Origin of the sequence: Streptomyces sp. NPDC060194 (assembly GCF_042728285.1) — a bacterium.
Lineage (GTDB): Bacteria > Actinomycetota > Actinomycetes > Streptomycetales > Streptomycetaceae > Streptomyces.
On sequence record NZ_JBHWZH010000159.1, the window covers coordinates 1 to 12572 of the forward strand.

Sequence of the window (12572 nt, forward strand, 5' to 3'; positions counted from 1 at the left end):
GGCCGCAGCAACCGCGACCCGCCCGCCCCGCCGTCACGACCGGCGGCCGTACGGCCGGTCGGTGACACGACCGGCCGCCGTCACGGCCGACCGCCGTCAGCCGACGTAACTCGCCTCGCGCGACGCCCCCGCCCCCGCGAGCGCCGCGCCGAAGTTGCGTTCGACGCGCGACTTCTCCGTCGCGTCGGGGAACGGGTTGGTGCACCCGACGCCCGCACTGGAGCCGGACATCAGGCTGGAGCAGGGACCGGGCTTGCGGTCCGGGAGGCCGAGGATGTGGCCGAACTCGTGGGACGAGATGCGGACGGTGTTGTAGCCCTCGTTCACGGCCTGCCGGCCGATCCAGACGGTGCCGTTGCCGAGGGATGTGGTCTGGGCGCGCGGCCACCCGTTGTCGGCGATGACGCGGATGTTGGCGCGCTGACCGGTCGCGACGGGCCGCAGCTCGACGCCGTCGACGCTCTCGTTCCAGATCGCCGCGCCGCGGTCGACGGCGGTGCGGAACTCCGCGGACGCGCCCGCGTCGTAGGTGACGACGCGGGGGGCGAGCGCGGTGGCGCGGTCCGCTGCGGGGGACGGGGCCGCGTACGCCTGACCGCCGGCGAGGGCGGAGGTCAGCATCACCGCGGCGGCCAGGGCGCGCGGGACGGTGCGGAAGGACATGGCATGCCTCCAGGTGGGGGGATTGCGTGCTCATGACACGCTGGAGGCTGCGGGCGTGCGGCGCAAGGGGCTGAATCCGTCAATCGGCCCGCACCGACCGCCCGGTGCTCACGCCTCCTCGCCCCCCTCCTCGGCGTCGAGCCGGGCCAGCCCCGCCGTCCAGCGCTCCCGGCGCTGCGCCTCGTCCTGCTCCCACCAGGGCGGCTGCCCGCGCTCCCCCAGCGCCGTCTTCGCCGCGTGCACGCGGGCGCGGGCGGCCCGCTCGGCGGCCTCGTCCCCGGCGCGCAGGGCCGCGCCGACCGCGCGGCGGGCGGCCATGAGGTGGTGCCGCAACCGGTCCGCGGCGTCCGCCGGAACGGCCGGGTCGGTGGCCCGCCAGCGGCGGCCCTTGATCAGGACGTGGTGGCCGTCGGGGGTGCGCTCGGGTTCCGTCACACCGGCACTCCTCCCCGGCGGCCCGCCGGACGACGCGCCAGCGCCTCCGTACGGCCCAGCCTCAGCGGGTGTCGCCCTGCCAGTCGAAGCGGCGGGGCGTGCCGGCGCGCGGCGCGTACTGCGCCCGGCCGCCGGGGCCGTAGCGGCCTATCTCGGTGGCCAGCTCGGCGCCCTCCCGCAGGCGGTCCGGGCTCCAGTCGGTGACGTCCAGGAGCAGGCCGTCGAGCGGGCCCCCGACCAGCTCGACGTACGCGCGCCCCGGCCGGGGACCGGGGTCGGGGTCGTCGTGGTCCGCCCCGTAGACCCGGCCCCGCAAGATCTGCTCGTCCATGTGCCGCTCGTCCATGGTCCGAAGCATGGCATCCGGCACTGACAACGCCCCCCGCCGCGGCCGTCAGAGCGCGGGCCGGTCCGTGCGGTAGACGTAGTGCGCGCGGTCGTCGACCGGGTTGTCCGGCTCCAGGGAGGCCTCGCCGACCCGGTGCAGGCCGGCCTTCTCCAGGGCCCGCCAGGACGGCCGGTTCCCGGCGTGGACGGGGACGATCACGGCCGTCACGTCCGGGTGGTCCGTCCAGGTCGCGGCCACCACCGCGCGGATGATCCGCGGTCCGAGCCCGCGGCCCACCCGGCCGGGGTCGCCGACGAGGTAGTCGACGGTCGCCGTCCCCTCCGGCAGCTCGACCTGGCCCACCAGCTCCGCCCACTCCTGCGGGTAGTCGGCGAACCGCGAGCGCTGCACCAGCGCGACCGGCTCGCCGTCGACCGACACCAGCAGGTCCTCCGACGGCTCCTCGCCCCGCGCCGCGGCCCCGAAGTCCCGGGCCACCGCCTCGGCCGTCGTCTCGTGGCACCACCACCGGGCGACGTGCGGCTGCGCCAACCAGGTGCGGAGCAGCGGGAAGTCGGACTCGCGCAGGCGGCGCCAGGTGATCACAGGGGGCTCCTCGGCCGAAGTGGCGGAGCCAAGGGGTACCACGCGGCCGCCGAGGTCCGCCGGGGATCACGCGCCCGCCCCGCATCCGTCCGCCCCGTCCGGCGGACGCCGAGCGGCCCCCCGGTCCGCGGGCGCCGAGGTGACGGTGCTCTCTCGCGCGCGGGCCGGGGGGCCGCTGGGTGCCGGCCCCGTGCGGGGCCGGGACTCGGTCAGGCCGCCAGTTCCGGCGCCTCGTCCGTGGTGCCGCGGGGCGCGGGCACGGCCTGCGGCGTGGTGCTCTGCGCTGCGGCCAGGACGGCGTCGGCGGCCTCGACGGCCTCCTCGATCGTCCGGGTCGCGGTGGTGACGCACAGGGTGTAGACGACGTCCTCGACAGCGCGGGCGGTGAGGTCGGTGGGCTGCCGGTGGTGGGCGATCCGGGCATCGGCGTAGCGGGCCAACAGAGCGCGCAGCGTGGCGGCGTGAGGCTTGAGCATGGCGTTTTCTCCCTTGTCCTCTGACTACATGTCCGCTGCAGCCGGAGCCATGCCACGCCGTGTCCATTTCGTGACCTACGACACACCGCGCCCGACCTCGTGCGCGTGTGCGGAGGATGCGGCTTTCACGGCCGGGTGGCGCCCTGTCCGAACGCGTCGGTCACGCAGTCCGCGCGGCACCCCGCCGCCTCGTACCGCCGCCGCAGCGCCTCCGCGGCCTCGTCGCGGGTGAGGTGGGCGCGGCCGTAGTGCCGCAGCGCGACGTCGAGGACGTCGTCCACGGTGACGATCACCGGCTCGCCGCGCCCGGCCTCCCGCCGCGCCGCCGCGATGGCCATGTCGGCCGACCGCAGCAACTGCCGTGCCCGTGACCGCCGTTCCGCCCGCGCCGCCCGTTCCGCCGACCACGGGCCGATCGCCCTGCCCCGCCACCGGAACCCGGTGGCGACGAGGAGCAGACCGGGCACCACGAACGCGAGCACGCCGAGGGACTTGGCCATGACCCTAGCGTCCCGGACCGCCACCGCGGCCGCAACGCCCGCGCGACGCAGGGGTGTCGGGCCCGCTCAGAGGGGCTTCCGTTCGGTGAGGACGGACCCGAGGAAGATGCCCGCGGCGATGGCGGTGACGACGGTGACCATCTCGGTGAGGTCCTTGAAGCCCTGCGCGGAGTAGCCGCCGGCGAGGGCGGTGAGGCCGCGCAGGCCGAGCGAGCCGACGGTGAGGGTGAAGAAGCCGGGGAGCAGCAGGAGGACCCGCGGCGGCTGCGCGGGGTGGCGGGCGGCCCAGCTCGCCGCCGCGCCGAGGACGGTCGCGGCGGCGAAGGCGGCGCCGGCCTCCCCGACGTGGTGGGTGAGGAAGGTCTGCACCCCGACGGTGAGGTAGACGAGCAGCAGCAGTTGCGGCAGGTACCGCAGCGGGATCGCGAAGGCGAGCATGCTGCCGACGGTGAACGGGATCCAACTCACCACCAGGACCCACACCGGCAGTTCGGGCGGCGCGGCGGTGTCGAAGAGCACGTCGGGTTCCCGGTCGGCGAGCGCGAGGCCGAGCAGTACGCCGAGGTAGAGCTGGACGAGCAGGAAGATCGAGTACACCAGCCGGATCGCCCCGGTGGTGACGTGCCCGGCGGCGAGTTCGGCCGCGGCGGCGCTCAGGTAGTCGCCGGGGATGAAGTAGAACAGCGCCGGCAGCATGAGCAGCACCGGTCCGCCGTACCCCGGATCGCGGGCGAAGACCGCGGCCGCGACCAGCGCGACGGCCGTCGCGGCGACCAGCGGCAGGACCAGGGTGAACCGGGGCGAGCGGTTCGCGGCGACGGCGAGCCCGCCGGAGACCGCGGCGAGCACGGCGGTGCTGCCCAGCTCGTACCAGGTGGCCTGCACGAGCGGCGCGAAGCCGACCGAGAAGAGCACGATGCCGAGGAACTTCAGCCACCACGGGTACGGCGGCCGCGACTCCATGATCGCGACGAGCCGCCGGTCCGCCTCGTCGAGCCCGACCCGTCCGGCCTCGACGTCGCCGAGCAGCGGCTTCAGGGCGGCGACCTGGTCCATGCGGAAGATCTCCGGGAACCCGCGCACGTTGACGGTCGTGGTGCGCCCCTCGGAGGACACCGACAGCGTCGCCCGCTCGGGCACGAGCAGCAGCGTCGCCGCGCCGCCGAACTCCCGCGCCGCCGCCATCACCGACTCGTCGATGTCCTCCGCGCCCTCGGCGCTGCACGTGAGCTGCAGCTCCGTCAGCCGGCTCAGGAAACCCACCAGCCGCTCGTGCCCGCCCTCCCGGACGGGGAGGACGTCGTCATCCAGTGCGGGCATCGATCGGGGCCCCCTTCTCCGGTGCGGTGGATCCCAGGGACCGTGCGGCCCGCCGTGGCGGTGTCCGTTATATCCACCCCTCGGCGCGCACCGCCGCCACCGGGCCCGGGCGGGACGCCGGAGGGGGCCGGATGGCCGAGCCGTGCGGGGCGATCCGGTCGCGGACGGTGATAATCGCCGCCGGTGGAGCGACGGGATCGGAGTGGAGATGTGGGTCTACGGGGCGCTCGTCGTGGTCGCCGCCTTCCTGTGCGGGGCGGCGGCCGCCCGGCTCTGGCACCGGTTCGTCGGCCCGCGCGGGAGCGCCGACGGGCTGCCCCTCCTCGCGGCCTCGTGCGGCACGGTCGCGTCGCTGTACGTCCTGACCATCGCGTTCCTGATCGTGAGCGCCACTTCGAGCCTGGGTGGCGCGCGGGCCGACGCGGAGGCCGAGGCCGCCGCACTGCGGCAGGCGTACCTCGCGGCCGGGCAGCTCGATCCGGCCGAGCGGCGCGAGGTGCGCGGCGCGGTGCGCGCCTACGCGGACACGGTGATCGACGACGAGTGGCCCGAGCTGGCCCGCGACAAGGCCTCGCGCGAGGCCTGGGAGCGCCTCGACGGCCTGAACTCCCTGACCTACGGCGTCGACAGCGGCAGCCCGCGGGCGCGCGACGACGTGCGCCAGGCGGTGAACACCGTCTACGAGCAGCGCAGGCACCGGCTGGCGGCAGCGGCGGACCGGCTCCCGGGCATCCTGGTCGCCTTCCTCGTCGTGACGGCGGTGGTCGCGCCGCTCTACTTCCTGCTGGCGGGCTGGCCCTCCGGCGTCCGCGCCACCGCGTGCCTGGGCGTGCTGTGCGCCCTGTTCGCGTCGGGCATCTGGATCGTCCTGCAGCTCAACCAGCCCTTCGGCAGCGGGGTGCGGGTCTCCCCGGCGAGCTTCCAGGAGGCACTGGCGCGGATGGACCAGATCGACGAACGCCCGGCCGTGCGGCGCTAGTCGAGCGTCAGCCGTCCCGGGCGGCCAGGAGCCGGCGGGTGCAGGGGGACAGGAACACCCCGTCGGGGTCGAGGGTCGCGCGGACGGCGGCGAAGTCGTCCCAGCGCGGGTAGCGGTCGCGCAGCGCGGCCGCGTCCAGGCCGTGCAGTTTGGCCCAGTGCGGGCGGCCGCCGATACCGGCGAGGACCCGCTCGGCCGCGCGCAGCCATCCGGTGCGCCCGGGGGCGCGCGGGGCCGCCAGGTTGATCCAGGCCGTCGGGCGGCCGTGGGCGGGCCCGAGCCAGGTCGGTTCGGCCGGGCCCGGCCGCAGCTCCACCGGCAGCGGGCTGACGAAGCCGGTCGCCGCCAGCGCCGCCCGCAGCCCCGCGACGGCCTCCGGCAGCCGGTCCAGGGCGACGGCGTACTCGAGCGCCGCGAACCGGCGGCGCTGCGGGAACACGGCGGCGCGGTGCGCGGGCGCCCGCAGGGGCGGGCCCGGCCGCGGCCGGCCGGGTGCCGCGGCGATCCGGGCGACGGGCGCGGGGAGCGGCAGTCGGGACGCCGCCGCCCGCAGTCCCGCGCGGGCCGCCGGGCCCGGGCGCGCGACGGGGGCGGGCGCGGCGGGGCGGCAGCCGGGGCCGTGGACGTGCCAGGTGCGGACGAGGACGACGTCCTGCCAGGGGAACCAGAACGCCGACACGTGCTCGGCCGACCGCGCCCAGCCCTCCGGGTCCGCCGTCAGGGCGTCGAGGGGGGCGGTGCGCTCGTGGCGGCAGAGCACCCCGTCCGGCACGCAGCGCAGGGCGACCCGCGTGACGACGCCGAGCACGCCCAGGGACAGCCGCAGGGCGTCGAGCCGGGGGTCGGCCGCGCCGACGTCGAGCACGTCGCCCGTGCCGGTGACCACCCGGACGCCCGCGACCTGCGCGGAGAGCGAGGCGTGGCGTCCGCCGCCGTGGGTGCCGGTGGCGATCGCGCCCGCGAGCGTCGGCGCGGTCGTGGTCGCGAGACCGCCGACGGTCAGTCCGCGGCGGTGGAGGGTTTCGCCGAGCTCGCCGAGGGTGGTGCCCGCGCCGAAGCCCGGGCAGTCCTCCGCGGCCGGTTCCTCCGCGGCCTCGGGCCCCGTCAACTGCCGTGTGTCGAGCAGCAGTCCGGTCGTGCTCACGAGCGGGGCGAACGAGTGCCCCGCTCCGACCGCGCGCACGGGTACACCCCGCTCCCGTGCGGCGCGGACGAGGTCGACCACGTGGTCCTCGTCGCGCGCCACGACCCGCAGCGCGGGCGAACAGCGCGCCGAGCGGCCCCAGTTCCGCCACGCGCGGCTCATCTGCGGCGCACCGCGGCCGCCTTGACGGCCGCCGGCCGCCGTACGACCGGATCCGCCTGCGCCACCTGCTCCGCGATCCACGCGTAGGTGGGGACGAGCCCCTGTGCCAGCGGGATGCCCGGCTCCCAGCCGAGCGCCGAGCGGATCAGCGTGTTGTCGCTGTTGCGTCCGTGGACTCCTTGCGGCGCGGTGAGGTCGTACCGGTGCCGGAGCCGCACCCCCGCGACCTCCTGCACGAGGCGGGCGAGTCGTTCGACGGTGACCAGTTCGGCCGTGCCCAGGTTCAGCGGTTCGGCGACGTCTCCGTCCATGATCCGCCGGATGCCCTCGACGCAGTCGTCGACGTACATGAACGACCGGGTCCGCGAGCCGTCGCCCCACACCTCGACGGCGTCCGCGCCGTCCCGGACCGCGCGCGCCACCTTGCGGCAGAGCGCCGCGGGGGCCTTCTCGCGGCCGTCGTCCCACGAGCCGTGCGGGCCGTAGACGTTGTGGAAGCGGGCGACGCGCAGGGTCATGCCGAAGTCCTCGGCGAAGTGGCGGCACATCCGCTCGGAGAACAGCTTCTCCCAGCCGTAGCCGTCCTCGGGCTGGGCGGGGCAGGCCATGTCCTCGCGCAGGGGCGTGACGCGGGCGTCGTCCTGCCGGTAGGCGGGGTAGACGCAGGCGGAGGAGGCGTAGAAGTAGCGGGCGGCGCCGTGCTCGCGGGCGGCGAGCAGCAGATGGGTGTTGATCAGCACGGAGAGCATGCAGGCGGCGCGGTTGTTCTCGATGAAGCCGATGCCGCCCATGTCCGCGGCAAGGTTGTACACCTCCCGCACACCCGCCGCCGCGCGCAGGCACTCCTCGCGCAGCGCCAGGTCGGAGCGGACGTTGCGGGCCGCGGGGTGCAACTGGTGCCAGGCGTCGAGGGGTTTGACGTCGACGGCCCGGACGTCGCGGCCCTCGGCGAGCAGTCGGGCGACGAGGTGGCCGCCGATGAACCCTCCGGCGCCGGCGACCAGGACGGTTCCGTCCTGCGAGGGGGCGCGTATCGCCATGGGTGAACTCCCTTTCTGGTCAACGGTGTTCAGCGGCGTCGGGCTGTCACAGCACCGCGGTGAAGCGGTCGGCGACCGCCCGCACGTCGAAGGCGTCCCGCGCCCAGGCGTGTCCCGCCCGGCCGAGGGAGGCCCGCAGCGCCGGATCGCGCAGCAGCCGGAGCGCGGCCGCCGTGACGGCGGCGGGGTCGGCCGGGTCGGCGAGGAGGCCGCCGCCGGATGCGGTCAGGACGCGCGCGCTCTCCGAGCCCGGGGGCGCGGCGGCGAGCACGCAGCGGCCGGCCGCGAGGCACGCGAGCAGCTTCGAGGGGGCGGAGACGTGCGCGGCGTCGTGGGCGAGGGTGACGAGCAGGACGTCGGCCGCGGCGAGCATGGCCGGCACCTCCGCGTACGGGCGCACGTCGAGCAGGGTGAGCCGGGTCAGGTCCTCGGCGCCGCGGCGGCGCTCGAGCAGCTCGCGCCCGCTGCCCTGGCTGACCACGACGACCTGCCCCAGGCCTTCGCGCGCGCAGAGCGCGGCGAGGTCGGCGAGGAGGCCGGGGGCGTGGCGGTCGTCGAGCGTGCCCGCGTACAGCAGGACCGGGTCGCCGGCGGCCGCGAACCGGGCGGCGGGCTCCCAGTGGGCGGCAGCCCCGTTCCCGCCGGTCTCCTCGGCCGCCCAGTTGGGGATCACGCTCACCCGCTCGCGCGGGACGCCACGCGCGTACGCGGCCCCGGCGAAGCCGTCGGTCACCGCGACGACGTGGTCGCTGCCGCGCAGGGTGTCGCTCTCGCACGCGGCGGTCCGCGGGTCGGCGGCCGGGGCGGCCCCGTACACGTCCTGCAGCCAGTACACGTACCGCCACCCCTGTGCGCGGGCGGTGGCCAGGAGCGCCGCCTGCACCTGCGGCCGGGCGTTCGCGGAGAGCAGCGTCACCCGCCCGCCGGCCCCGTCGGCGCGCCACTCCCCCGCGGCCCGCAGGCACGCGCGGCGTACGGCGGCCGCGTACGACGCCGGGCCGGGTCCGGATGGATCACGCGGACCGGCCTGCTCGTCGTGCTCGCCCACGGCCCGCAGCCGCGCGCCTCCCGGCCGCTCGCGCAGATCGCCCCGCGGCCCCGGCCCGTCGGCCCCGTACAGGTGCGTGACGCTGCGCCCCCGGCGGGCCAGCTCGTGGCTCAGGCCGACGGGGAAGGGGTGCCCGAGCCGGTCGTGCACGAGCAGCACACGACCACCGGCACCGTCCTGAGCTGCGGCGACGTTGGTTTCCACCCCGTCACGCTAGGCCCCGGGGCCGGGGACGGCGACCCGGGCGTGTCGGCCGGGCCGGAACGGCCGAAGGCCGCGGCAAAGGTGCCGCGGCCCCTCCGGATGCCGGCGGCCGGGCATGCGGGCCGCCGTGCGCGGGTTACTGCGTCGCGCGGCGCGCCGCGCCCTCCTCCGTCGACTCGTCGGCCGTGCGGAGGTTGCCGCCGGCGGTCTCCAGGTGGGCGCGGACGAACCACTGGAAGTGCTCCAGGTCGCGCAGCTGCTCGATCATGAGGTCCTCGGTGGCGGGGTCGATCTCGCCGACCGTCTCGATCGCCTTGCGGACGCTCTCCACGACGCCGGTGTAGACGACGTCGAGTGCGCCCAGGTGGGCGATCGCGTCCGCGCGGCCGATGCTGTAGTCCTCCCACTTGCGCGAGGAGACCAGCGCGCCGGGGGTGCCGAGGGCGACCCCGCCGAGCGCGGCGATGCGCTCGGCGACGTCGTCGGCCATCTCGCGCACCCGGTCGACCTGCGGGTCGAGCATCTCGTGGACGGCGACGAAGTGCGGGCCGACCACGTTCCAGTGGATGTGCTTGAGGGTGAGGTGCAGGTCGTTCAGCGCGTGCAGCCGCAGCTGCAGCACGTCGATCAGGTTCGCGCCCTGCTCGACGGTGAGGCCGGGGACGGTGTAGCGGGGGGTGTTTCCGGAAGCCATGATGCGGGTGCCGCCTTGTCTGGTCCGACGTCGGGTTGCCGCCTCAGTGTTCCCACGGATCGGAACATCGCACCTGTTTCCACCCATCGGGGTGAGAAGGACGGTTTTCCGTCACCGCTTCCGCTGGGCGTCCGGCCTGGTCAGCAGGCGGATGACGTCCTGCTCGACCGCCCCGTGGGTGGCCGGAAGACCCCACTCCGCCTCCGCGCCCAGGTCGGTCAGGTGCGGGGCGATGGTGATCCCCTCCTCGTAGAGCTCGATGACCCGGGGGTTGATGTAGGAGGCCCGGCAGACGGTGGGGGTGTTGCCCATGTAGTGCGCGACCTCCTTCACGGCCCGGGAGACCGCCGTCCGGCGGGTCCGCACGGCGTCCACGGCCTGCGTCGACACCGCGAGGGCGACCGCGGCGAGGACGGTGGCGTGCCAGGTGCGGAAGTCCTTCGCGCTGATCTCGACGCCGGCCGCGTCGTTCAGGTACGCGTTCAGCTCGGCCGCGCGGACCTCGTGCCACGCCTTGCGGTCCCAGTAGACGAACAGCCGCTCGTCGGTGCCCTTGCGGCGGCGCAGCGCGGTGAGGGTCGCGCAGGTCGGCGGGTCGACGACGGCCCGGTCCCACTCCTTGCCGCTCTTGCCGACGTAGGTGATGTCCACCCGCCCCTTCGAGCAGGCGATGTGGCTGCGCAGCAGCGTGGTGAGCCCGTACGTCTGGTTCTCGCGGGCGTAGGCCTCGCCGCCGATGCGGAAGAACCCCAGGTCGAGCAGGCGGGCCCCGGCGGCGAGGACCCGCAGGCGGTCCAGGCCGCGGCGGTGGAGGTCGCTCTCGACGCGCTCGCGCAGGGCGGGCAGGGCGCGGGCGACGTCGAGGACGTGCTCGTGCTTGGCGGCGTCCTGCTCGGCGCGGAACCGCTCGTGGTAGAGGTACTGCCGCCGGCCGGCGGCGTCGGTGCCGGCCGCCTGGAGGTGGGCGTTGGGGTAGGCGCTGACCCACACGTCGGACCAGGCGGGCGGGATGACGAGCTCCTTGATCCGGCCCAGCTCGGCCGCGTCGGCCAGCCGTACGCCGTGGTCGTCGACGTAGGAGAACCCCCGTCCGCGCCTCTCCCGCCGGTAGCCGCGGCTCCCCGCCTTCACGTAACGCAGTCGCACGTCTGCTCACACCCCTCGGCCGGCCTGCTGGCTCTGCCGAGTATCACGCGGGGTGCGGGCGGCGGCGACGCGGGGAGGACGGCGTTCCCCGTTCGGGCGGCGGGTCGAACGGCTGTCGCCGGTTTGCGGGCGCGAAGTGCGGGGCGCGTTCGGGTTTGGCACCCTCGACAGTGGTTACGCGCAGCGCCGAGACCGGTCCCACGCGACGGCCGCGGCGCGGTCGCGCGTACGACGGACCCACCGCACATCCGGGAGGACGGACCCTCATGACCGACACCGACCGCCGACCGACCACCACCGACTCCGGCGCCCCGGTGGAGAGCGACGAGCACTCGCTCACCGTCGGCCCGGGCGGACCGATCCTGCTGCAGGACGCGTACCTGATCGAGCAGATGGCGCAGTTCAACCGGGAGCGGATCCCCGAGCGCCAGCCCCACGCGAAGGGCAGCGGCGCGTTCGGCCACTTCGAGGTGACCGCGGACGTCAGCCGCTTCACGAAGGCGGCGCTCTTCCAGCCGGGGACGCGGACGGAGCTGGTCACGCGGTTCTCGACCGTCGCCGGGGAGCGCGGCAGCCCGGACACCTGGCGCGACCCGCGCGGCTTCGCGGTGAAGTTCTACACCACCGAGGGCAACTACGACATGGTGGGCAACAACACCCCCGTGTTCTTCATCAAGGACCCGATGAAGTTCCAGCACTTCATCCGGTCCCAGAAGCGCCGCGCGGACAACAACCTGCGCGACCACGACATGCAGTGGGACTTCTGGACGCTCTCCCCGGAGTCCGCCCACCAGGTCACCTGGCTGATGGGCGACCGCGGCATCCCGCGGTCCTGGCGGCACATGAACGGCTACACCTCGCACACCTACATGTGGATCAACGCCGAGGGCGAGCGGTTCTGGGTGAAGTACCACTTCAAGACCGACCAGGGTGTGGAGACGTTCACCCAGGACGAGGCCGACCAGATGGCCGCGGTCGACACGGACTACCACACGCGGGACCTCTTCGAGCACATCCGCGACGGCGAGTACCCGAGCTGGACGCTGTACGTGCAGGTCATGCCGTACGAGGAGGCCGCCTCCTACCGGTTCAACCCCTTCGACCTGACCAAGGTGTGGCCGCACGGCGACTACCCGCTGCACGAGGTCGGGCGGATGACGCTCGACCGCAACCCCACGGACAACCACGCCGAGATCGAGCAGGCGGCGTTCCAGCCGAACAACTTCGTGCCCGGGATCGGGCCGAGCCCCGACCGGATGCTGCTCGCCCGCCTCTTCTCGTACGCGGACGCCCACCGCTACCGGATCGGCGGCAACTACCAGCAGCTGCCGGTCAACGCCCCCGTCGCGCCGCTGCACACGTACTCCAAGGACGGGGCGATGGCGTACCGCAAGACCACCGACCCGGTGTACGCGCCGAACTCCAAGGGCGGCCCGGCGGCGGACACCGAGCGCTACGGCTCGCCGCCGAGCTGGCACGCCGACGGCGAGATCACCCGCGCCGCGTACGTCTCGCACGCCGAGGACGACGACTGGGGGCAGGCCGGCACCCTCGTCCGCGAGGTCTTCGACGACGCGGGACGCGACCGCCTCGTCGACAACGTCGTCGGCCACCTGCTGAACGGCGTCACCGAGCCCGTCCTCCAGCGCGCCTTCGCCTACTGGTCGAACATCGACAAGACCATCGGCGAACGCATCGAGCAGGGCGTCCGCGCCAAGGCCGCCGAGAAGGACCCCAAGGCCGCCGACCAGTCCAACCCGGCCCGCACCTCCATGCAGGCCAAGGCCTGACGGCAGTGTCGGAGGCTCGCTCGTATACACATCAGAC

At 75.0% G+C, this 12572-nt stretch carries 14 protein-coding genes; 2 read left to right on the forward strand and 12 right to left on the reverse strand.

Annotated features, from left to right (window positions below; translation table 11 throughout):
• Window positions 1-96: 96 nt before the first annotated feature.
• From ACFWEG_RS25140 to ACFWEG_RS25170, 7 genes are all read right to left on the reverse strand, one after another.
• Window positions 97-663 (reverse strand): snapalysin family zinc-dependent metalloprotease, encoded by a 567-nt coding sequence (locus tag ACFWEG_RS25140; protein ID WP_387219296.1) that lies wholly within the window; start codon window positions 661-663, stop codon window positions 97-99.
• A gap of 108 nt (window positions 664-771) precedes the next feature.
• Window positions 772-1098 carry a hypothetical protein gene (locus tag ACFWEG_RS25145; RefSeq protein WP_387219299.1) on the reverse strand — a complete coding sequence of 109 codons (327 nt, stop codon included), beginning with the start codon at window positions 1096-1098 and terminating at the stop codon, window positions 772-774.
• A gap of 61 nt (window positions 1099-1159) precedes the next feature.
• On the reverse strand, window positions 1160-1444 hold the full coding sequence (locus ACFWEG_RS25150; RefSeq protein WP_387219301.1) for a hypothetical protein: 285 nt from the start codon (window positions 1442-1444) through the stop codon (window positions 1160-1162).
• Window positions 1445-1492: 48 nt separating this feature from the next.
• Window positions 1493-2032 carry a GNAT family N-acetyltransferase gene (locus tag ACFWEG_RS25155; protein ID WP_387219303.1) on the reverse strand — a complete coding sequence of 180 codons (540 nt, stop codon included), beginning with the start codon at window positions 2030-2032 and terminating at the stop codon, window positions 1493-1495.
• 209 nt (window positions 2033-2241) lie between these two features.
• Window positions 2242-2508: a DUF5133 domain-containing protein gene (locus tag ACFWEG_RS25160; protein WP_387219305.1), complete on the reverse strand. Its 267-nt coding sequence runs from the start codon at window positions 2506-2508 to the stop codon at window positions 2242-2244.
• A 125-nt stretch (window positions 2509-2633) separates the two neighbouring features.
• Window positions 2634-3008 (reverse strand): hypothetical protein, encoded by a 375-nt coding sequence (locus tag ACFWEG_RS25165; protein WP_387219308.1) that lies wholly within the window; start codon window positions 3006-3008, stop codon window positions 2634-2636.
• A gap of 66 nt (window positions 3009-3074) precedes the next feature.
• Window positions 3075-4328, reverse strand: a complete 1254-nt coding sequence (locus ACFWEG_RS25170; RefSeq protein ID WP_387219311.1) for a threonine/serine exporter family protein — start codon at window positions 4326-4328, stop codon at window positions 3075-3077.
• A 208-nt stretch (window positions 4329-4536) separates the two neighbouring features.
• Between ACFWEG_RS25170 and ACFWEG_RS25175 the strand changes: the two genes are divergently transcribed.
• Window positions 4537-5307 carry a hypothetical protein gene (locus tag ACFWEG_RS25175; protein WP_387219325.1) on the forward strand — a complete coding sequence of 257 codons (771 nt, stop codon included), beginning with the start codon at window positions 4537-4539 and terminating at the stop codon, window positions 5305-5307.
• A 7-nt stretch (window positions 5308-5314) separates the two neighbouring features.
• On the opposite strand, the gene ACFWEG_RS25180 is transcribed toward ACFWEG_RS25175, so the two are convergent.
• From ACFWEG_RS25180 to ACFWEG_RS25200, 5 genes are all read right to left on the reverse strand, one after another.
• Window positions 5315-6613: a D-arabinono-1,4-lactone oxidase gene (locus ACFWEG_RS25180; protein ID WP_387219313.1), complete on the reverse strand. Its 1299-nt coding sequence runs from the start codon at window positions 6611-6613 to the stop codon at window positions 5315-5317.
• The gene (locus tag ACFWEG_RS25185) at window positions 6610-7653 is read right to left on the reverse strand and encodes an NAD-dependent epimerase/dehydratase family protein (RefSeq protein ID WP_387219315.1); all 1044 of its coding nucleotides are present in this window, start codon (window positions 7651-7653) and stop codon (window positions 6610-6612) included. The genes ACFWEG_RS25180 and ACFWEG_RS25185 overlap by 4 nt, the downstream gene beginning before the upstream one ends.
• Before the next feature lie 46 nt (window positions 7654-7699).
• Window positions 7700-8905 (reverse strand): glycosyltransferase, encoded by a 1206-nt coding sequence (locus ACFWEG_RS25190; protein ID WP_387219317.1) that lies wholly within the window; start codon window positions 8903-8905, stop codon window positions 7700-7702.
• A gap of 136 nt (window positions 8906-9041) precedes the next feature.
• Window positions 9042-9599 carry a DNA starvation/stationary phase protection protein Dps gene (gene dps / locus ACFWEG_RS25195; RefSeq protein WP_387219319.1) on the reverse strand — a complete coding sequence of 186 codons (558 nt, stop codon included), beginning with the start codon at window positions 9597-9599 and terminating at the stop codon, window positions 9042-9044.
• Window positions 9600-9710: 111 nt separating this feature from the next.
• Window positions 9711-10745 carry a DNA topoisomerase IB gene (locus ACFWEG_RS25200; protein ID WP_387219321.1) on the reverse strand — a complete coding sequence of 345 codons (1035 nt, stop codon included), beginning with the start codon at window positions 10743-10745 and terminating at the stop codon, window positions 9711-9713.
• A 266-nt stretch (window positions 10746-11011) separates the two neighbouring features.
• On the opposite strand from ACFWEG_RS25200, the gene ACFWEG_RS25205 reads away from it, so the two are divergent.
• Window positions 11012-12535 (forward strand): catalase, encoded by a 1524-nt coding sequence (locus ACFWEG_RS25205; protein ID WP_387219323.1) that lies wholly within the window; start codon window positions 11012-11014, stop codon window positions 12533-12535.
• Window positions 12536-12572 lie beyond the last annotated feature (37 nt).